The sequence below is a fragment of the Arthrobacter sp. NPDC058127 genome (assembly GCF_042884555.1).
GTDB lineage: Bacteria > Actinomycetota > Actinomycetes > Actinomycetales > Micrococcaceae > Arthrobacter.
The window spans coordinates 85,618-104,989 of record NZ_JBHVTT010000012.1 but is presented as its reverse complement, the minus strand read 5'-3'; the positions used below and the strand labels follow the sequence as shown (position 1 = coordinate 104,989).

20 protein-coding genes are annotated in these 19,372 nt (G+C 63.6%); 12 read left to right on the top strand and 8 right to left on the bottom strand.

Going from position 1 to position 19,372, the window contains the following annotated elements; all coding sequences use genetic code 11:
* Positions 1–110 precede the first annotated feature (110 nt).
* From ACFVTG_RS16220 to ACFVTG_RS16200, 5 genes are all read left to right on the top strand, one after another.
* Complete coding sequence (locus ACFVTG_RS16220) at positions 111–962, top strand: M55 family metallopeptidase (protein ID WP_241707541.1); 852 nt, start codon at positions 111–113, stop codon at positions 960–962.
* A 146-nt stretch (positions 963–1,108) separates the two neighbouring features.
* A complete protein-coding gene (locus ACFVTG_RS16215) occupies positions 1,109–1,879 on the top strand; it encodes a GAF and ANTAR domain-containing protein (RefSeq protein ID WP_284751571.1) in 771 nt (256 codons plus the stop codon).
* A gap of 106 nt (positions 1,880–1,985) precedes the next feature.
* The gene (locus ACFVTG_RS16210; protein WP_390281934.1) at positions 1,986–2,546 is read left to right on the top strand and encodes a hypothetical protein; all 561 of its coding nucleotides are present in this window, start codon (positions 1,986–1,988) and stop codon (positions 2,544–2,546) included.
* A gap of 47 nt (positions 2,547–2,593) precedes the next feature.
* Complete coding sequence (locus ACFVTG_RS16205; RefSeq protein WP_390281933.1) at positions 2,594–3,346, top strand: IclR family transcriptional regulator; 753 nt, start codon at positions 2,594–2,596, stop codon at positions 3,344–3,346.
* A 113-nt stretch (positions 3,347–3,459) separates the two neighbouring features.
* Complete coding sequence (locus ACFVTG_RS16200; protein WP_390281932.1) at positions 3,460–4,647, top strand: 4-hydroxybenzoate 3-monooxygenase; 1,188 nt, start codon at positions 3,460–3,462, stop codon at positions 4,645–4,647.
* 344 nt (positions 4,648–4,991) lie between these two features.
* Here ACFVTG_RS16200 and ACFVTG_RS16195 read toward each other — a convergent pair whose 3' ends face one another.
* The 5 genes from ACFVTG_RS16195 to ACFVTG_RS16175 form a co-directional block, all read right to left on the bottom strand.
* A complete protein-coding gene (locus ACFVTG_RS16195) occupies positions 4,992–5,162 on the bottom strand; it encodes a hypothetical protein (protein ID WP_390281931.1) in 171 nt (56 codons plus the stop codon).
* A 9-nt stretch (positions 5,163–5,171) separates the two neighbouring features.
* Positions 5,172–5,477 (bottom strand): Dabb family protein, encoded by a 306-nt coding sequence (locus ACFVTG_RS16190; RefSeq protein WP_284751550.1) that lies wholly within the window; start codon positions 5,475–5,477, stop codon positions 5,172–5,174.
* Between the two features lies 1 nt (position 5,478).
* Positions 5,479–7,152 (bottom strand): FAD-dependent oxidoreductase, encoded by a 1,674-nt coding sequence (locus tag ACFVTG_RS16185; RefSeq protein ID WP_390281929.1) that lies wholly within the window; start codon positions 7,150–7,152, stop codon positions 5,479–5,481.
* Between the two features lie 46 nt (positions 7,153–7,198).
* On the bottom strand, positions 7,199–7,960 hold the full coding sequence (locus ACFVTG_RS16180) for an SDR family NAD(P)-dependent oxidoreductase (RefSeq protein ID WP_390281928.1): 762 nt from the start codon (positions 7,958–7,960) through the stop codon (positions 7,199–7,201).
* Between the two features lie 109 nt (positions 7,961–8,069).
* Positions 8,070–8,855, bottom strand: coding sequence for an IclR family transcriptional regulator (locus ACFVTG_RS16175; protein ID WP_390281927.1), 786 nt, complete (start codon positions 8,853–8,855; stop codon positions 8,070–8,072).
* 139 nt (positions 8,856–8,994) lie between these two features.
* Here ACFVTG_RS16175 and ACFVTG_RS16170 point away from each other — a divergent pair, with 139 nt between their 5' ends.
* From ACFVTG_RS16170 to ACFVTG_RS16145, 6 genes are all read left to right on the top strand, one after another.
* Positions 8,995–9,813 carry an FAD-dependent oxidoreductase gene (locus tag ACFVTG_RS16170; protein ID WP_390281926.1) on the top strand — a complete coding sequence of 273 codons (819 nt, stop codon included), beginning with the start codon at positions 8,995–8,997 and terminating at the stop codon, positions 9,811–9,813.
* Between the two features lie 4 nt (positions 9,814–9,817).
* Complete coding sequence (locus ACFVTG_RS16165) at positions 9,818–10,714, top strand: FAD-binding protein (RefSeq protein WP_390281925.1); 897 nt, start codon at positions 9,818–9,820, stop codon at positions 10,712–10,714.
* 71 nt (positions 10,715–10,785) lie between these two features.
* Complete coding sequence (locus ACFVTG_RS16160) at positions 10,786–11,556, top strand: IclR family transcriptional regulator (RefSeq protein WP_390281924.1); 771 nt, start codon at positions 10,786–10,788, stop codon at positions 11,554–11,556.
* Positions 11,557–11,665: 109 nt separating this feature from the next.
* Complete coding sequence (locus ACFVTG_RS16155) at positions 11,666–12,925, top strand: cytochrome P450 (protein WP_390281923.1); 1,260 nt, start codon at positions 11,666–11,668, stop codon at positions 12,923–12,925.
* A complete protein-coding gene (locus ACFVTG_RS16150; protein WP_390281922.1) occupies positions 12,918–14,174 on the top strand; it encodes an NAD(P)/FAD-dependent oxidoreductase in 1,257 nt (418 codons plus the stop codon). The genes ACFVTG_RS16155 and ACFVTG_RS16150 overlap by 8 nt, the downstream gene beginning before the upstream one ends.
* A 10-nt stretch (positions 14,175–14,184) precedes the next feature.
* Positions 14,185–14,508, top strand: coding sequence for a 2Fe-2S iron-sulfur cluster-binding protein (locus ACFVTG_RS16145; RefSeq protein WP_390281921.1), 324 nt, complete (start codon positions 14,185–14,187; stop codon positions 14,506–14,508).
* A gap of 3 nt (positions 14,509–14,511) precedes the next feature.
* Here the strand turns inward: ACFVTG_RS16145 and ACFVTG_RS16140 are convergent, their stop codons facing one another.
* Genes ACFVTG_RS16140 through ACFVTG_RS16130 form a run of 3 tightly spaced genes read right to left on the bottom strand, consistent with a single transcriptional unit; the run spans position 14,512 to position 17,963 of the window.
* Positions 14,512–15,450: an aldose 1-epimerase family protein gene (locus ACFVTG_RS16140; protein WP_390281920.1), complete on the bottom strand. Its 939-nt coding sequence runs from the start codon at positions 15,448–15,450 to the stop codon at positions 14,512–14,514.
* A 10-nt stretch (positions 15,451–15,460) separates the two neighbouring features.
* Entirely contained in the window at positions 15,461–16,684 is a 1,224-nt protein-coding gene (locus ACFVTG_RS16135) for an ROK family protein (protein ID WP_390281919.1), read from the bottom strand.
* A 13-nt stretch (positions 16,685–16,697) separates the two neighbouring features.
* Positions 16,698–17,963, bottom strand: a complete 1,266-nt coding sequence (locus ACFVTG_RS16130) for an FAD-binding protein (RefSeq protein ID WP_390281918.1) — start codon at positions 17,961–17,963, stop codon at positions 16,698–16,700.
* Between the two features lie 203 nt (positions 17,964–18,166).
* On the opposite strand from ACFVTG_RS16130, the gene xylA reads away from it, so the two are divergent.
* Complete coding sequence (gene xylA / locus ACFVTG_RS16125) at positions 18,167–19,357, top strand: xylose isomerase (protein WP_284751538.1); 1,191 nt, start codon at positions 18,167–18,169, stop codon at positions 19,355–19,357.
* Positions 19,358–19,372: the final 15 nt, after the last annotated feature.

Below are 19,372 nucleotides of genomic sequence, written 5' to 3'. Positions count from 1 at the left end.
TGAAGCTTTGTTTGGTTGCTCTGACTCAGGTGCGGCTAGGGGTGTCGCCGCAATACTGGGGTTCTATGAGCGCAGTCCCGTCTGCGCGCCCCAGATTCGAAGGAGAACTTGTGAGCATCAAGACATTCATCTCGATCGACATGGAGGGCGTCGCCGGCGTCGCGACGTTCGACCAGGTCGTTCGCGGCGGCTATGGCTATCCACGTGCGCAAGAATTGATGACGCTCGAGGCGAACGCCGCAATCGCGGGTGCCTTCGATGGGGGTGCGGACGAGGTGGTCATCAACGATTCGCACGGCACGATGGACAACCTGATTCACGAGCTTCTTGACCCCCGGGCCATCGTCGTGTTCGGCAGTCCGAAGGCACAGTGCATGGCCGAGGGGCTCACGGCGGATTGCGACGTCGCCCTGTTCATCGGCTATCACGCCCCCGCAGGGGAACACGGGGTGCTTGCGCACACCTTTTCGAGCCACTTCACGGAGGTGCGGGTGAACGGCGCGGTGGTCTCGGAGGCCGAGGTCAACGCCATGTACGCGAGCTCGCTCGGCGTCCCCGTCGGGCTCGTCAGCGGCGATGACGTGATCTGCCGTATCGCTCGGAAGCAGTTCGCGGGCGTCGAGGTAGTCGAGGTCAAAGTCGCGCACGGTTACACTTCCACCGCATCGGTTGCGCCTTCCGTGGCTCGCGACGCCATTCGCGAAGCCGCGGCGCGCGTCGTGCGTAACGCGGCGGCTCTCACAGTTTCGGAACTGCCGGAGCAGTTCACGGTTGCTGTGGACATGCCGACGGCAAACGCCGCCGAGCTTGCAATGTCGATTCCGGGTGCGCGACGCACGAGCGACCGCTCGGTCGAATGCACTGTAACGGATGCTGGCCAAGTGCTCGGACTGATCGTCGTGTTCTATGAACTCGCGGCGAGTGCCATGTACGCCAAGACAGCACTCGTCATGCGGCGCTAGCTAGAGCTGAAGGTGCTGGAACCCGAAGGCGCCTATTGGGAGAATCGGCCTGGGTGTTTCTCAATTGCCAGCCGTGTGGGACCTTATGTAAAGGGACTTATTGTTTCCACATGCCCCAATCAGAATATTCACCAGGAGAACGCGCCATGCTTCCTGCAGATACCAGTTTGACTACCATCGACCGAATCCAGAACCTGATCCTGGAGAGTGCCGACTTCGAGGACTTCCTCAATGAGCTGGCTCGGTTTTCTGCCCACCAGATGGCGGGCGACGGCGATGATGCGCTCTGCGGGATCACGCTGCTACGCGAGCGGAAGGCGCTCACGATTGGTTGGAGCAGTGATGCGGCCCGCGAAGTGGACGAGATCCAATATTCCTTGGCCCAGGGTCCATGTTTGACGGCTGCCGAAGAGGATCGGGAAGTCCACGTCCCGGATCTTCTTGAGGAGAACCGTTGGGGCCCCGACTATGCGGCCGCGGTTGCGTCGCACGGCCTGAGGTCGGTGTTGTCGTTGCCATTCAACCTTGAGGGAGAGGCAAAAGCGGCGCTCAACCTGTACTCCGAAGCGCCTTACAAATTCGACCAAAGGGCCGCAGACCGGGCCCGCGGATACACCCGTGAGGTATCGCAGGCCTTGCGTCTCGCCATCAGGTTCGCCCTCCATGCGGACAGCGCAAAGAACCTTCGGGCGGCGATGGAGTCCCGCACGGTCATAGACATCGCGGTAGGAATTGTCATGGCACAGAGCCGCTGCAGCCAGGAGGACGCTGTCCGGATCCTGACGGAAGCCTCAAGCAATCGCAATGTGAAATTGCGCGATATCGCCAAGTCCCTGGTGGATTCTGTTGACGCAGCGGGCACCCTGACCCACTTCGAAGAACCGACCCAGGAGCCGGGCCGCAGCCGGGCAGGGTGAGCCGGGCCCGCCGCGGGTCAACTCGTGGGGTGTACAACGAGGGGGCGAGGCGATAACCTTCTTGAGGTTGAGCCGTCGGCCATAGACACCCTTATTTGGAGTACCTATGGACCGTAGATTGCACGCCCTTGTGAAATTCGATGTCTCCACGGACGCCGTCGAAATCGACGTACGGGGAAGCCTCAATCAAGATTCGAGGCCCGCACTCGTTCACATCGTTCGCCGGATTCGTCGAATGGGCATCACCTCCCACATCAGAGTTGGCTTTTCCCGCGCCGCGATTGTCGAATCGCAGGCTTTGGCGGGACTCCGCAACGACCTCAACGCGATCGACGGCGGAACGACGGAAGTGGGCCTTGGCGCTGGCTACGGAGTTTCGCTGGAATTCACGGAGAAGCCTGCGAGCCTCGCGCAAACCGCAACGGGATCGAAATCGATCGAGATCACGGGCGAATTCGCAGCCTCGATCGATGCGGCGGGACTCCAACCGCTGGACAAGTGCACCGATGAAGAACTCCTTGCCGCCAGTGATTTCGCTTTTGGCTTGCTGGACCAGCCCAGTACGTCTGCCTCGCCGGTAGTCCTGGCGCACTACGACGCGATTGGCTTGGAGATTTCGCGGCGGGAAACCAGGGATGACACAGCGGATCCCTCCGCGCCGATGTAAACTGATGCCCCCATTCAATGGAATCAGCGGGAAGTGGTGAAGGCGCAGTGGCCAACTCGGCATCCGGCGATTCGGTGGTGGATCGCATCGTCCGGATCATCGAGGCGTTCCCCGAAGGATCCACGTCACTGCGGCTTTCCGAACTCGCGGAGACTGCCGGCTTGCCCCTCACAAGCGCCCATCGCCTGGTCCGGCAACTCGCCGACCACGGGCTCCTGGAGCTGGCCGTCGGCGGAGATGTCCGCCTGGGCCTGCGTTTGTGGGAACTCGTCAACCGGAATTCACCCACCTTGGCCCTCCGGCAAGCGGCTCTACCGTTCATGGAGGATATCCAGCAGGTCCTGAACCAGAACGTGAACCTTGCCGTGCTCGACGGCTGGGAGGCATTGTTCGTCGAGCGGCTGTCCCGCCGGGGATCCGTGGCCAACCGCGCCCGGGTTGCCGGCCGCATGCCGGTTCATATCTCTTCGGCTGGGCTGGCGTTGATGGCTAGCCAGCCGCGGGAACAGCAGGCCGAGTACCTCAAGCACTTCAGCGACCCCGCCGGAAAGGTGACGGCCGACGTCGTCCGTCACCTTTTGGCCGAAACCGCCCAGCAGGGGTACGCGCAGCTCGCGGGCGTAGTGGATCCGGACACATGGGGAATCGCGGTGCCGGTCGCGGACGGCAAGCGGCGCACGGTAGCCGCGCTCGGCGTCGTGGTTCCCCTCGCTGAAATGCGCCTGCAGGCCTTGGTACCCGCGCTGCAGACGGCGGCCCGCGGAATCGGGCGCCAGCTCGGGGAGCAGCGGAACGCTTAAGGATTTTCCGTTGAACGGAATTCGTATAACACCGACCATGCGGTGGGGGTCACACTGATCAGCAGAACCACCGCAGCCTTCAGGCGCGGTTCCGCAATGAAGCGAGGAACACCATGGCACGTAAGATCATCACCACCCAAGTGGCCATTATGGGCGCGGGCCCGGCCGGCCTCATGCTCTCCCACCTGCTCGCGAAGTCGGGGATTGAATCCACCGTCATCGAGGTCCGCAGCCACCAACAGATAGCCGAGACCGTCCGCGCGGGCATCTTGGAGCACGGCTCCGTGAACCTGCTCGTGGAAAGCGGCGTTTCCGACCGCGTGCTGCGCGAGGGCGACAGGCACGACGGTATCGAACTGCGCTTCAACGGCGAAAGCCACCGGATCGACTTCAAGGAGCTCGTGGGGGAATCGGTCTGGCTCTACCCGCAGACGGACATCTTCCTTGACCTCGCTGCACGGCGCAATGACGACGGCGGCGACGTCCGGTACAGCGTCACGGACACCACCATCCACGACCTCGAAGGCAAACCGAAAGTCTGGTTCACCGACGCCGAGGGCCAGGAATTCGAGATCCAGGCGGATTTCCTGGTGGGCGCCGATGGTTCCCGCAGCCATTGCCGCTTCCAGATCCCCGAGGCCAACCGCAAGTGGTACTTCCACGAATACCCCTTCGCCTGGTTCGGCATCCTCGCCCAGGCCCCGCGCAGCTCGGACGAACTGATTTACGCCAACTCCGAGAACGGTTTCGCCCTGATCAGCCAGCGCACGGAGAACGTGCAGCGCATGTATTTCCAGTGCGATCCCAAGGAAAACGTGGCCGATTGGGACGACGAGCGTATTTGGTCCGAATTCCGCAAGCGCGTCAACGGAAACGGTTTTGAACTCAAGGAGGGGCCGGGCCTCGAGAAGATGGTCCTGCCGTTCCGCAGCTTCGTCCACACGCCGATGCGCTACGGAAACCTGTTCCTAGCAGGCGACGCCGCCCACACGGTTCCACCGACGGGTGCCAAGGGGCTGAACCTGGCCCTCCACGACGTCAAAGTTCTCTTCGAAGGCCTCGATTCGTTCTACGCAAATGGCTCCGGCGAGCTGCTTGAGTCCTACAGCGACCGCGCCCTGGAACGCGTCTGGAAGGCCCAGCACTTCTCGTACTGGATGACGTCCATGCTGCACACCGTTCCCGGCTCGGACGACTTCGGCCGTGCCCGCCAGCTCGGCGAGCTCCACTCCGTGGTCTCCTCCCGGCACGCGCGGGCGTACCTTGCCGAGTCGTACACTGGGTGGCCGACGGGGAAGTAGCATTTCGACGGCGGCACCCGGCGTGGGTGCCGCCGACGCGTCGAAGGCCTGATGACGCAGAAAATCCCTGGCGCGGCCTATATTCGCGAGTCGTCAGGCCTTTTCCGTATCAGCCGGCTATTTGCGCGTCGCGAAGGGGCCGCCCGGTTTATCCGGGTGGCCCCTTGGTCTTCTGCACGAGGGTTTCGCATTTTGGCGTTATAGGTGAGCGAGGGTTGGGGTTTGCGGCCATATAGCTGAGCGAGCGTCCGGCCTGACACGCAGACCGGACGCTCGCTCACCTTTGTGCTTGTTTTTACGGACGCTCGCTCAGGTTTGTGCGTGTTCTTGCGGACGCTCACTCACTAAAGCTGGGCGGGCCTTGCCGTCCATACAGGTTCGATCCGATAGTGGAGGCCCAGCCAGGGTGCGGACATGAATTCCTCGCTGCCGGCGTCCTGCTCAGGGTTTCCTTGCCAATTCAACGTTGGGTGGTCCAATTCTGCGGACACGTCGGCTCCTTCCTGGTGGTCCATGGAAAATCCCTAAGACGCGAAATCCGCCAGCGCGAAATCCACTGACAGTATCTGCTCGCTGTTGGGGAACGAATACGACTTGAGCGGTTCGTGGAGCGGGTGCGTGTTGTAGACCGCGATGTCCTCGACCTTTTCGAAATCAGCCACAATGGCGTAATCGAACGAGCGCTCTTGCTTGAGGACGTCCGGGCCATGGGTCAGGCTCACCATGCCGGGGATGTTGCCCCTCATGGCGTTGAGGCCATCAATCCAGCTCTGCTTGTCCTCAGGCGGGAAGCCGGGCTTGAATTTGAAGAGTACGGTATGTCGGATCATGTCAGGCTCCCACCGTTTCCGGGACGGCCTCTGACACGACGGGCGCATATTCCAGGTCCTCGCCTGCAATCGTCCGCCCCGCAATGTAGCCCATGGTCATGATCGGTCCGAGGGTAGCACCGGCGCCCGGGTACCCGGCGGCGTAGGCGTTCTCGGTGGTGTTGCCCGCTGCGAACAAACCGGGAATGGGCTGGTTGTCGACGTCGAGGACCCTGGCGAGCCCGTCCGTGGCGACGCCTCCGTTGGTTCCGAAGGCTCCGTTGACCACTTCCATCGCGTAGAACGGCCCGGTCTGCAGCGGTCCCAACGATGGGTTGGGCCACGGACTGTCGTCGTCGCCCCAGTACTTGTCGTAGGCGCTTTCGCCCCGGCCGAAGTCCGGATCCTCGCCTTTGACGGCGAACTCGTTGAAACGGGCCACCGTTGCCGTCAGGTTCTCGGCGGGAACGTTGATCTTCGCAGCGAGCTCCTCCAGGGTCGGTGCCTCGATGAGGTAGCTGGGCGTAGGCTGGCCGACCCGGTGGGACAGGATGCCGTAGGACTCCATGTAGGTGTGGTCGACCATCACGTGCGCGGGAGTGTTCAGGGTCTGGTTCCTGGGGGAGTCCCACGACTGGAGGCAGCGGGCAAGGTCGTTGTAGTTCTGTGATTCGTTGGCGAAGCGTCGGCCGTGGCGGTTCACCATGATGGATCCCGGGCCTTGCCGCTCGAAGCGAAGAAGGGTCCCTATGGGCTGTCCGTCGCGGGTGTCGCCGGTGATCGACATCGGCGCCCACCATGCTTCGCGGGTGCCTCGGGTCTGGCTGCCGATGCGCTGGGCCATTCGCAGGCCATCGCCCGTGTTCGAAGGGGGCGAGCACATCGTGTACAGCCGCGATGCGAGCATCGAGTCCGCCAGCGCCTTGTCCCATTCGAAACCGCCCGTGGCGAGGACCACGGCGTCGTTCGCGTGGATCTGCTCTCCGGATTCGAGCTCGACGCCGGTCACCCGGCTTTCGTCCGTAAGGAGCCGGTGCCCTCGCGCGCCGGTGGCGAGAGCGGCGCCGTCGCGCACTAGGCTGGCGAGCAGCATCGACACGAGAGCCTGACCCTTGGCGACCAGTCCGTCACCTTGGCGGCGGTTCAGCTCCTCCCAAGGAAACTTGGTGAAGGCGCCCCAGGTTTCATATTCCTGCATCGTGAAGGGCGCGCGCCCATCGGTGCGGACGTGGTCGCTCAAAGTGCCGAGCGCGTCGCGCTTGTTGAACAACTGCGGCTCCACGGTGCGGCCGCCTTCCACGGCGCCGGGCAGGTCCTGGCGGTAGTCCGGGAAGTTGTCGAGGAAGATGAAGCGAAGTCCGCACTGCTCCTCGACAAAGCGGAGCATCTGGTCACCGTAGTTCAGGGCGGCATCGAGGAGTTCGGCGCGGCCGCGGCCGCGTGCTACGGCTCGCACATACTCGGCCGCGGTCTCTTTCGAATCGGTGATTCCGGCGTCGCGGGCGTGATGGTTGTCTGCTACCCACAGCATTCCGCCGGACACCGCGGAGGTACCGCCCAGCAGGCCGCTTTTTTCGAGGACGACGACGGACTTCCCAGCGCGCGCGGCCGTGGCCGCCGCGGTAAGGGCCCCGGCGCCGGAGCCGACAACGACGACGTCGTAGTTGTCCGACTCGGTCCCATGGACGAATTTCATTTTGTTACCTTTCGAAGAGGTTCTGTTCGAGGTGTCGCCGCGACGATCAGACGGCGGTGTAGCCGCCGTCGATCACGAGTTCCGAACCCGTGGTGAATCGGGATTCGTCCGAGGCCAGGTACAGCACGCCGTAGGCGATCTCATTGGGCTCGCCTTGCCGGGGCAGGGGATTGGAGCCCACCAACTGCTTGTAGTAGGCCTCGGGCCCTATGTCGGATTGCTCGGCGGAGCGGCGGCTCATGCGGGTGTTCATCGAGCCCGGATGGATGGAGTTCACCCGGATTCCGTACGCGCCGTAGGCCGCTGCGTCGGATTTGCTGAGGAGCCGGACCGCGCCCTTGGTTGCGTGGTAGAGCGGCACGTTCCTGCCGCCGGTGATGCCGTGGATGGACGAGAAGTTGATGATGCTGCCGGCCCCCTTGCCGATCATTCCCGGGACCACGTGCTTGGTCATGAGCCAGACGCCCTTGACGTTGACGTTGAAAATGAGGTCGAAATCCGGCACCGAGGCAGTGTGGGATGCCCCGGCCGGGCCGATGATTCCGGCGGCATTGACCAGGATGTCGGGAGCGCCGAGGTCGTCGCTTACCCGCCGGATCGCTTCGGCAACGCTGTCCTCGCTAGTGACATCGACGTCGTACTCTTTGATGCTTTGATGACTGACCGCGGCAGGAATTCCCGCCACGTCAAGGCTCGCGACCTTTGCCCCGTGCTGGGCGAGGAGCGCCGCGGTGGCGCTTCCGAGGTCCCCGCGTCCCCCGGTTACGACGGCGGTCTTCCCGCCCACGCGATGTGGTGTCTGGTTCATTGTGGTGCTCCTCCTGCCGCGACAGTGCGGCCTCTTGCTGCGTCTTAGCAGAGTCGCAGGGGAGCTGTGACGGGAACCACGGGATTGCCGATGAACGGAAAATCTATCCTTAGTGGCTTTGCCGGAGAGTGCCCTTGAGTTTGCCGCGCCAGCCCAAGGCCCGGGAGATACCGCGGGCGGCGGTCATGAGGACGGGCACGCGGGCGGCGGTGTTTTCCTCGTCCCGCGGCACCACCACGCTGAGGGCGGCCACCACCGTACTGTCCGAGCCATAGACGGGGACGGCTATGCCGCTGGATTCGGGCACGATCACCCCGGGCATGGCTGCGAAACCGCGTTGCCTGATCTCGGCCAAGTGGCGGCGCAGGGCAGCGGGGTCGGTGAGGGTTGTTTCGGTGTACTTGGTGAGGGGGCGGGACAGGATCATGTCCTGGTAGGCGGAGGGAGAATGAGCTAGGAGCACCATTCCGGACGACGTCGCATGCACGGGAAGGCGGCCCGCGATCTTGGTGATGTCCACGATGGTGGAGGTGCTGCCGAGCCGTTCGATATACAGGACCTCGTCCGCATCCAACACGCCGAGGGTGGTGCTGTGCTGGACCACCGATTGCACATCCTCCATGAATGGCAGTGCCGCTTCCCGCAGGCCGAGCGTCTTGGATCCTCGGGACGCGAGCTCCCACATCCGGGTTCCGAGCTGGATGTTCCCCTTCGGGTCGCGCTCAAGGAGCCGCTCGAGCAGAAGTTCGTCGACCAGCCGGTACGTTGTGGTGACGGGAAGCCCGGTACGGCGGCCAAGTTCGGCCACGCTCATGGATGTGTGTTTGTCGTCGAAGGCGCTGATGATCGTGATGAACCGCCTGATGATCGATTCGCCCGATGCCGAGTTGGCCACAGTTCCTCCTGAAGGATTCCCACTCAATGGTAATCATGCTCCCCGTCCGAGCGTCCAAGGTGTGTCCTGAAGCCTGGCAATCTGCCGGCTGGCCGCACCGAAGCGGGCAGCGGGCAGCCGATGGAATGGAGCAAGAACCGTGAGTAAGACCGTTGTATGTGATGTCCTGGTTATTGGCTCGGGCGTAGCCGGAATGGCCGCGGCGCTGAAGGCCGCTGCCCAAGGGCTGAACGTGATTGTTGCCGAGAAGGACCGGTACTTCGGCGGCACCACTGCTATTTCCGCCGGTTGGGCCTGGGTCCCGGGAAACAAGCAGGGCCTGGAGCAAGGAGATACCCGCGAGGATGCGGAAACCTACTTGAGGAACCTCGCCCCGGAGACCTTCAACGAAGCAGGGGTCCGCGACTTCCTGGATACCGTTCCCGAAGCGGTCTCCTTCTTCGAGAATGAGACCGAGGTGAAATTCACCTACCCGGAGAAGGCCCCGGACTACCAGATGGACCTGCCCGGAGCGAAGCTTTCGGGCCGTGCGATCCTTCCGCGGGACGTTGACGCGAGGGTTCTAGGGGACAAGCGGCTCCTGATGCAGCCGTACATGAGTTCCTACACCGTGTTCGGCTACATGCCGCAGGTTGGGCCGGACATCAACGAGTTCTTCCACGTCAACCAATCGATCAAGTCCTTCGTCTATGTCGCGAAGAAGCTGTTGCGCACGTGGTTCGACGCGGCCCGCTACAAGCGTCCCATCCTGCGGTCCAACGGGAACGCCCTGATGACGCGGATGGTCAAGAGCGCCGATGATTTGGGAGTGCGTTTGTGGAATGCCTCGCCCGCGCTTTCACTCACCCGTGGCGACGACGGCGCCATCACCGGGGCGGTCATCGGCGGTGAACATGCCGCTACCGTGACAGCCCGGATGGGGGGTCGTCCTGGCTGCGGGCGGATTCTCGGGCAATAAGAAGTTGCGGCAAGAGTACTTCCCTCACGACGTCGACGGCGACGACCACTTCACGCCGACCCTCGGCCACGGCGGAGATGCTGCAAACCTGGCGATCAGCGCCGGCGGCCGCATCGACGACTCCGTGTTCAGCGTGGGATCCTGGGCGCCGGTGACGGTTTTCAAGTACCTCAATGGCGCCCAGCGACTTTTCCCGCACCTGCGCGCCATCGGGCTCCCGGGCCTGATCGCCGTCGACCGCCATGGCAAGCGCTTCGGAAACGAGGCGCTGAGCTATCACGACTTCGGCGGGGCGATGATCGCGCATAACAAGGACGAGGACAAGACGCTCGGCTACGTGATCGGCGATGCCAAGACGATGCACAAGTACGGCATCGGGTACGCCAAGCCCTGGCCCATGCCGCGCGGCTATTTCTACCGGACCGGATATTTGGTCAAGGGGAACACCCTTGAGGAGCTCGCGGGCAAGCTCGGCATCGACGCCGAGGGCCTAAAGGCGACCGTAGCCGAATTCAACCCCGCGGCAGAGCGTGGCGAGGATCCGGCCTTTGGCCGCGGCTCCACCCTGTACAACCATTTCCGGGGCGACATGGAACACCTACCGAACCCGAACCTCGCTCCGGTCGGCCAGGGGCCGTACTACGCCGCGAAGATCCAGATGGGTGACCTGGGTACTTTTGCCGGAATCGGTGTCAATGAACGCTCCGAGGTGGTGACGGCCGAAGGCGCCCCTGTTCCCGGCCTGATCGCCGTCGGAGCGGCGGCGGTCAGCGTTTTCGGCGGCGGTTACCCGGGCTACGGTTCGCACATCGGCCCGGCCCTGGTGTTCGGATACAGGGCTGGCCGCGACATTGCCAAGCTCGCTGCGGAGCGTGGGATATCCCGGATCGCTGCGAGCTGAGGACACGGCCGCCCGCGGGCGCTGCGGTCCTGGCGCTGCCGCCCGCGGGCGCCACGTAGGAGAATTTCACTATGGCGAATTCCCCAACAGGTGAATCCGTGATCAGCCGGGTGGTGCGTCTTTTGAGTGCGTTTGACCGGGATTTGCCGAGCATGACGCTGTCCGGCCTTGCGCGCCGGGCGGACCTGCCGCTGACCACCACCCGCCGGCTGCTTGAAGACTTGGTCCTGCACGGCCTCATTGAAAGGCTTCCCGACGGCGATTTGCGGCCGGGGCTGCGGATGTGGGAGCTCGCTGCGCGCGCTTCACGGGCCCTGAACCTCCAGGAGTTGGCACTTCCGTTCATGGAGGATGTCCAGGCGACGGTCCACCAGCACACCACCCTGGCGGTGTTGAACCAAGGCGCCGTGCTGTACGTTGAGCGTCTGTCATCGCCGGATTCCAAGCTCAACGCGGCGCACATCGCCCAAAGAATGCCCATTCACGCGGCATCCTCCGGCCTGGTTTTGCTCGCGTATTCTCCGCCAGCCTTCCAGGACGAGGTACTCTCTGCCCCACTGGCGAAGGTGACTCCTGAGACGATCACGGATCCCTTGCTGATCCGGAAGCATCTGGCGGAGATCCGGCAGCGCGGCTACGTTGCCCTCCCCGGAATCGGCGTCACCGAATGGACAGGCATCGCCGTGCCGGTCTTCGGGGCCAACAACGAAATTGCCGCGGCATTGAACGCGATTGTTCCGCGGGACGAAGCGGACATTCCATACACGGTTCCTGCGCTGCTGACGGCTGCGCATGGCATTTCCCGCGCCCTGAAATCCGCCACGTCTTCGCCGCGCCGCTGACGGTTTTCGGCAACTTGGGCCGATGAACGGAAGTCCTGTGGCCGGGGGCGGGCCGCCGTCGTCATTGTGTATGAGACACGGATCACTATCCCCGGAAAGAAGGACGATGATGTCTGCTCCCATCACAGAAAAAACCAGCGGACCAACTGTGCTGCCTCCGTATTCCCATGAATTGGACTGGCCGGAAGGAATGGCCCCGTTCAAAGTGGTCGACGACGGATCGCAAGGAGATCCCTACGCGCACTATGAATGGATGCGGGAGAACGCTCCCGTCCTTCGGGCTTACTCGCCGGTCTCCGACGTCTGGTTCATCTCCCGGTACGACGACGTCCGCAAAGCGATGCGGGCACCCAAGGTCTTCTCCTCCCAAGTGGTGGACCCGGTTCCGTTGACCTTCTTGACCCTGTTCGATGCTCCGAACCACACCCGCCTACGCCAAGTAGTGGCGCAGGCCTTCACTCCGAAAGCCATTGCCCGCTTCGAGGAGCGGGTCCGGGAAAATGCGCACAAATACCTCGATCCCATGATCGCTGCCGGAGGCGGGGACGCCGTGGACGACTACGCCATTCCACTGAGCATGTCCACCATCAGTGCCCTCCTTGATGTGCCCGCCGCGGACTTCGAGAAGATGAAGTTCTGGTCCGACGAGACGTTCAGCTACTTCGGCAGGCTCGCCCGCAATGCGGAGGGGACCGGCACGGATGAACAAAGCACCTTCGAGTTCTTCGCCTACCTGAAGGACACCATGGAACGCCTCTACCGCGAGGAGAGCGAGTCCGTGGGCGGCCACATCGCGAGGATATGGAAGGAAGGACTACTCAGCGAGAAGGAGGCCAAGGAATTGTGCGCGTTCGTCTTCGTTGCTGGACACGACACGACGACGATCCTGCTCGCGAACGCCTTCAGGCTCTTCAGCGAACATCCTGAATTGCTGGACCGGATCCGCGAGCGTCCCGAGGACGCAAACCTCTTCCTCGAGGAGTTGGCCCGCTACCGGGGGACAGTGCAGCGCGTCAGCCGCATCACCACTGAGGAAGTCGAAGTCGCCGGGATAACCCTGCCTGCCGGAGCCATCGTCCGACTCCTGCCGGCCGCGGCCAACCGGGACAGCGCCAAGTATCCCGACGGCGAGACGTTCGACATCGACCGAAACAACGACGGCCACTTGGGCTTCGGCCACGGCGTGCACAGCTGCCTCGGAGCCTCTTTGGCCCGGCTGGAAACCCTAGTGACGATCGAAATCCTGGCGCAGAAACTGGGTGCCCTGATCCTCGATCAGGACAAGCCGATTGAGTACGTTCGCGGAAACAACCTCACGAACTCGGGCCCGGAACACCTGCACGTGAAACTGGAGAAGTTCAATGCCTGAGCAGCAGATCCCGAATGAGCACCAGCAGCCCGTGGTCATCATCGGTGCCGGCCATTCCGGCGTCGCGGTTGCGGCGGGACTCCGCACCCGGGGGTGGCGCGGCCGCATCCTGCTGCTCGACGCCGAAAAGGAGACGCCGTACGAGCGCCCACCGCTGTCGAAGGAACTCCTGAAGTCTGGCGCCCCTGACGAATCCACGTTACTGCGCAAGGAAAAGTTCTTCCTGGACAAGGGCATTGAACGGCTGGGAGGACTCAGTGTCGAGTCCATCGACCGTTCTGGCAAAGCTGTCATCCTCTCCGACGGCAGCCGCCACGCCTACCACCGCCTCGTGATTGCCACCGGTTCACGGGCCCGGGCCTTGACCGTTCCCGGCGCCGATCTCCCAGGTGTCTTGGCTTTGAGGACCAAGGACGACGCGCTCGAACTCAAGCGCGTCCTGGTCGCAGACGCCCGCGTTGCGATCATCGGTGCCGGCTACATCGGCCTGGAAGTCGCAGCCGCCGCGGCTGCGCGGGGCTGCCAAGTCACGGTCCTCGAGTTCCAGGACCGGGTCATGAGCAGGGTTACCTCGGCTCCCGTTTCCTGCTTCTTCGAGAATATCCACCGAGAAAAGGGTGTCCGCTTCGTCTTCGGCGCCGCGGTCACCGCCATCGAGGGAGCAGGCCGGGCCGAGCACGTACAGACGGCCGACGGCGCCCGGTTCCCCGCCGACGTCGTCCTCGCCGGAATCGGCGTGGTCCCCAACCAGGAGATCGCCGAAGCTGCCGGGCTGAACTGCATGGACGGAATCTTGGTGGACGACCACGGCCGCACCTCAGAGCCGGAAATCTACGCCGCTGGCGACGTCACCCGCTTCACGAGCAGAATCGACGGCCAAAGCCAGCGGCTTGAGTGCATCCAGAACGCGATGGCCCAAGCGGACAGCGTGGCCGCGCACATCACCGGCCAAACGCCCTCGGAGCCCGAGATTCCCTGGTTCTGGACCGTTCAGCACGGCGTCCGCCTGCAGACCGCGGGTGTGCGGCACCCCGACGACGACATCATCGTGCGGGGAACGCCCGCGGACGGAAAGTTCTCGGTGGTCTATCTGCGGAAGGGGCGGCTTTCCGCCGTCGACACCGTGGGAGGCCTCAGTGACTTCCGCCCGGCCAAGAAACTCATCGCCCAGGCGGCGGCAATCGATCCCGCGCTCGCCGCGGACCCCAGCATTCCATTGACTGGCGCTGCATTGCAGCCCTCGTATTAAAGGACCCACCATGAGCAACAACAAAGTAACCGTCGTCGACCGTGAAGGCGCCACCCACGACCTTGAATGGGAGCCGGACCAGACCCTCATGGAGGCCCTCCGGGACAACGACCTTCCGGTCCTGGCCTCCTGCGGCGGCACCGCATCCTGCGCAACTTGCCACGTCTTCCTGGAAAAGGACGTCTTCGAAAATTTGTCTGAACGCAGCGAGGATGAACTCGAACTGCTCGTCGAAGCCGAGGGCTACCAGGAATGCGGCTCCAGGCTCTCCTGCCAGGTCGACTTCAGCCAGAATCTCGACGGCGTCACGGTCACGCTGGCGCCTGAGGGGTAGGCGCTAGGAGCGCTGGCCCTGTCCGGGCTGCTTGTACCGGATTCCCCAGCTGGCTTCCCAGGCCTCCCCGGGTTCGAGCCAGCGCAGGCCTTCGCCACTGTTGAAGGCATCGGCGGGCGCCGTCATGGGTTCAACCGCGACGGCAGTCACCATGCCGCCGTCGGTGGCGAAGTCCGTGGTGGTGAAGGCCTGGACGTAGCCGAAGGAGGCATCCATGGACATTTGCACTTGGCTGCCGTCTGGCGCTTCGAGATAGTGCAGCGAGCTTCCGTCCTCCTCACGGCGGACGTCGCTCCAGGCGTCGTCGAGGTCAACTGAGCCAACCAGCTGGCCCATGCGGAAGTCGTTCCTGGTTCCGGCGACGTCCGTGGTGATTCCGCTTGGGTTGAGGCGTTCGTCCACCTCGATGTGGGTATCGGCGTTGATGTAGAGGGTGAGTTCTTCCGTGGGCACGCTGCCCAGTTTGAGGAAAGGATGCGTGCCAAGCGCGACGGGTGCGGACCGGGTTCCGGTATTTTCCAAGCGGTGTGTGACAAATAGGCCGTCCTCAACGAGTCGGTAGCGGACGGACGTCGACAGTTCGAAGGGGTACCCCGGCTGTGGCGAGATCCCGGCGTCGAGCGTGATGCTGTCCGTGGTGTGGGCGCTGACCCCGTAGGGAGAGTGCGTCAGCAATCCGTGCAAGGCATTGCCGTTTTCCGGCTCGGTGATGTCGAGTTGCTGGACGACGCCGTCGTAGCTCCATGTGCCGCCAGCCACCCGGTTGGGCCACGGGACCAGGACCCAGCCCGCGCACCACGGTGGTTTGGCGCCGGCGGGATAGTCCTGGATGAGGGCGACGCCGTCGACGTCGAGCTCCCGCAGGCTGGCGGCGATTTCCGTGACGACGGCGCGCTGGATGCGCCCGCCAATGCTTGCAGTGAGTTCAAAGTGTTCGCCCATGGGCGAACTGTCAGTGGACATAGTCGACCTTACTAAGGGGAAGCGCAGCTAAGGCGCCGGCGGGATCCGCGAGGAATTGCGTGAAGGCCAGTTCGGCGGCTCCAATCATCATCAGATCCGAGCCGAGGGCAGCCCGGTAGATCTTTACCTGACCGGCCGGGCCGTCCATCGCTTGGGATTGGAGCGAGCTGTCCAGCGTCCCGGGAGACAGCGCGTGCAAGATGCCGAGGAAGCCATCCAGGACGATCGCTTCCGGGTTGAAAGTGTTCACCGCATTCCGCAATGCGATGCCAAGATACTCGAGTTGGCGTGCAACTTCCGTGTCCACGGCCTCGCTGCTGTTCTGGCGAAGCGCTTGCTCAAGTTCACCGGCATCCCCGCCACCGATCCCGGCGAGCTCAAAAAGCGGTGACTGGGAGACTTCGGTTTCAAGGCAGCCCGTGGCCCCGCAATGGCAAGGTTTGCCGGACGAGCGGACAAAGGTATGTCCAAGTTCCCCGGCGTAGCCGGATGTTCCGCGAAGCAACTCCCCATCAGCGATGATTCCGCCGCCGATACCGCTGGCGCCACCGTTGAGGAAGATCAGGTTCTTCTGCCCCGCACCTGCCCCGAAGAGGAGCTCGCCTTCGGCGCCCAGCGATGCGTCGTTGGCCGCGTGGCATGGGTAGCCGGTGGCCTCGCCGAGCATGCGGGCCACCGGCTCATCGCGCCAGCCCAGATGCGGGGCATGCCGGACTACGCCGTCGTCGCGGTTGACGAGCCCGGGCACCGCGATACCCACGCCCATCACCCGGTACGAGGTATCGAGCTCGGACCGCATTCCCTCGATCACTGCGGCGGCGATGTTCACGGCTTCCTTGGCCGTCGGGATCCGCTCGGTGTCGAAACGGATCTTCTTCTGGACCTTCCCGCCGAGGCCGACAAGGCCGATGGTGACCGCATCGATCTCCGGGTTGACAGCAAGGGCAGCTATCGAGGGCCGCGGGTGGACGATCGGGCTGGGCCTGCCGACCTGCGCTTCACCGGAGGGCGCCGCCTCATACACCACTTCCAAGTTCACGAGTTGCCCTATCAACGCCCCTACCGTGGACCGGTTCAGGCCCGTGCGTTTCGTCAGCTGCGCACGGCTGAGTACGCCGTTGTGATGGACAAGGGAGGTCAGCAGCGCCAGGTTGTTCCGCCGCGAAGGATCGGGCTCGCTGGCGGTGACGGGATTTCGGGTGGGGGAGGGCATCATCGCGACAATATCAGCTCCCAAACACCGTTCGGTCCAGGAAGTCGTTGCGGAACTTTCCGGAAGGATCCAGGCGCTCAGCCAGGGCGATGAAGTCGTTGAAGCGAGGGTACAAGGGCGCGACGGCGGCAGCACCGGCGTCGAACAGCTTGCCCCAGTGCGGCCTCGCCGCGAACGGAGCCAGTTCCGCCTCAAGCAGCGGCAGGATTGCTTCGACCGCCGGCTGGTCCTGGCGCCAGGTGAAGTGCAAACCGATGCCGTCGCGGCCGCAGTTGGCGCTCAGCCAGAGCTGGTCCGCCGCCACCGTGCGGATTTCGCCGACCAGCAGCAGGGGAGTCACGACGTCGGAGAGCCTGCGCATCGTGCGGAGGGCGTCCACTGCGTGCTCGCGGGGGATGAGGTACTCGCTTTGCAGCTCGTCACCTTGGCTGGGAGTGAATTCCATCCTGAAATGGGCCAGCCTGTCGGACCACGGCCCGGCAATGCCGAGCTGCTGCGTGCAGTTGCTGCCCGATACGCCGGGAAGGGGGTGCCGGGCTTCCGTTGCCGGGGTGCCACCGAAGAAATCCGAGATTGCCGGTGCCGGATCGCCGCTGCGCCTCTTGAGCCACGCTTGGCCCACTGTCTCCCCGCTCCAATCAGTGAACAGGCTGACGCTATAGGCCGAGGAGGTTATCTGGTCGAAGTTTTCCAGGACGAGATCCCAGTTGAGGTTTTCGAAGACGCTCTGGGCGACGTCGAAGCTTGGCTGGATGTCCAGGGTCAGTTTGGTGACGATGCCGAGTGCGCCGAGTCCCACCACCATCCCATCGAAATCCTTGTCGCCGCGGCGCACACTGAGGATACTGCCGTCCGCCGTGACGAGTTCCAGACCGGCGACGGCGGTGGCCAGGTTGCCGTTGGCGTCACCGGAGCCGTGCGTGGCGGTGGCGACAGCCCCTGCCACCGAAATGTGCGGGAGCGATGCGAGGTTGTGAAGGGCGAAGCCTTGGCGCTGGAGTTCTGCCGCCAGGGTTCCGTAACGCGTGCCGCCGCTCACGGTGACGGTCATGTTCGCCGGATCCACAGTGATGCCGGGTTCCAGCTGGTCCAGCACCACGAGCGTGCCGTCCGTGTCCGCGATGGAGTTGAAGGAATGCCGGGAGCCCAGCGCGCGGATCTTCTTGGCGCCTGCCACGAGTCCCTGGAGCTCCTCCACGCTGGCGGGATGGGCGAGCTGCGGTGCCTGGTAGCTGTAGTTTTCTGCCCAGTTGCGTTCCGCCACCAGCTGATCAGTCACGGTTGAATCCTTCGTTCGAGGCTCTACGGCCTTATTTGATGTCCACCCAAACATAACGGCTGGGTCGGCCGGGCGCTAGATCTTTTAGGACTTTTTCGCCGGTGGGATGAAAAATCTTGCTTGCTCCAAGTGGTTGACATCACGGAGATTCGTAATATGTTGGATAGCGAAACAAACTCCACATCGACTACCCGGAGCACTCAATGACGATTCAGCCCACCCGTGAAGACAAGTTCTCGTTCGGCCTTTGGACCGTGGGTTGGGAGGCGCAGGACCAATTCGGTTCCGCCACCCGCCCTCCCTTGGACACCGTGGAAGCCGTCAACCGGCTTAGCGACCTTGGCGCCTACGGCATCACTTTTCACGACAACGACCTGTTCCCCTTCGGCTGCTCGGCTGCCGATCGCCAGCGCGAGATCGACCGGTTGCAGGGAGCGCTCAAGGCCACGGGGATGATTGTTCCCATGGTCACCACCAACCTGTTCAGCCACCCCGTCTTCAAGGACGGCGGCTTCACGAGCAACGATCGCGGCGTCCGCCGCTTCGCCCTGCGCAAGGTGCTGGACAACATCGATCTCGCCGCTGAACTCGGCGCCGAAACTTTCGTCATGTGGGGCGGACGCGAAGGCAGCGAGTACGACGCCGCCAAGGACATCCGCGGGGCCCTCGAGCGCTACCGCGAGGCCGTCAACCTGCTGGGCGACTACGTCACGGACAAGGGCTACAACATCCGCTTCGCGATCGAACCGAAGCCGAACGAACCCCGCGGCGACATCCTCCTCCCCACCCTGGGCCACGCCCTTGCCTTCATCGAAACCCTGGAACGTCCCGAACTCGTAGGCATCAACCCCGAGACCGGCCACGAGCAGATGGCCGGGCTGAACTTCACGCACGGCATCGCCCAGGCCCTGTACCAGGGCAAGCTCTTCCACATCGACCTCAACGGCCAGCGCAGCATCAAGTTCGACCAGGACCTGGTGTTCGGCCACGGTGACCTGCAGAACGCTTTCTCCCTGGTGGACTTGCTCGAAAACGGCGGTCCCGACGGCGGCCCCTCCTACCAGGGCCCGCGCCACTTCGACTACAAGCCCAGCCGCACCGAGGACATCGATGGCGTGTGGGACTCTGCGGCCGCGAACATGCAGACCTACTTGCTGCTCAAGGAGCGCGCCAAGGCATTCCGTGCCGACCCTGAGGTCCAGGAAGCCCTCCAGGCGTCACGGGTGGCTGAAATCAACGAGCCCACCCTGAATCCGGGCGAAGGCTACGAGCAGTTGCGTGCGGACAAGTCCGCGTACGAGGACTTCGACGTCGACGCCTACTTCGGCGGCAAGGGCTTCGGATTCGTGAAGCTCCAGCAGCTCTTCATCGAGCACCTTCTCGGAGCACGCTGATCCCGTGGCCACTGC

Bases quoted from the DNA above. Each gene is read 5' to 3' on its own strand.
- ACFVTG_RS16140 (WP_390281920.1), bottom strand. From the start codon at position 15,450: ATGGGCGAACACTTTGAACTCACTGCAAGCATTGGCGGGCGCATCCAG.
- xylA (WP_284751538.1), top strand. From the start codon at position 18,167: ATGACGATTCAGCCCACCCGTGAAGACAAGTTCTCGTTCGGCCTTTGG.
- ACFVTG_RS16180 (WP_390281928.1), bottom strand. From the start codon at position 7,960: ATGAACCAGACACCACATCGCGTGGGCGGGAAGACCGCCGTCGTAACC.
- ACFVTG_RS16150 (WP_390281922.1), top strand. From the start codon at position 12,918: ATGCCTGAGCAGCAGATCCCGAATGAGCACCAGCAGCCCGTGGTCATC.
- ACFVTG_RS16200 (WP_390281932.1), top strand. From the start codon at position 3,460: ATGGCACGTAAGATCATCACCACCCAAGTGGCCATTATGGGCGCGGGC.
- ACFVTG_RS16215 (WP_284751571.1), top strand. From the start codon at position 1,109: ATGCTTCCTGCAGATACCAGTTTGACTACCATCGACCGAATCCAGAAC.
- ACFVTG_RS16195 (WP_390281931.1), bottom strand. From the start codon at position 5,162: ATGGACCACCAGGAAGGAGCCGACGTGTCCGCAGAATTGGACCACCCA.
- ACFVTG_RS16145 (WP_390281921.1), top strand. From the start codon at position 14,185: ATGAGCAACAACAAAGTAACCGTCGTCGACCGTGAAGGCGCCACCCAC.
- ACFVTG_RS16160 (WP_390281924.1), top strand. From the start codon at position 10,786: ATGGCGAATTCCCCAACAGGTGAATCCGTGATCAGCCGGGTGGTGCGT.
- ACFVTG_RS16185 (WP_390281929.1), bottom strand. From the start codon at position 7,152: ATGAAATTCGTCCATGGGACCGAGTCGGACAACTACGACGTCGTCGTT.
- ACFVTG_RS16135 (WP_390281919.1), bottom strand. From the start codon at position 16,684: ATGCCCTCCCCCACCCGAAATCCCGTCACCGCCAGCGAGCCCGATCCT.
- ACFVTG_RS16190 (WP_284751550.1), bottom strand. From the start codon at position 5,477: ATGATCCGACATACCGTACTCTTCAAATTCAAGCCCGGCTTCCCGCCT.
- ACFVTG_RS16155 (WP_390281923.1), top strand. From the start codon at position 11,666: ATGTCTGCTCCCATCACAGAAAAAACCAGCGGACCAACTGTGCTGCCT.
- ACFVTG_RS16210 (WP_390281934.1), top strand. From the start codon at position 1,986: ATGGACCGTAGATTGCACGCCCTTGTGAAATTCGATGTCTCCACGGAC.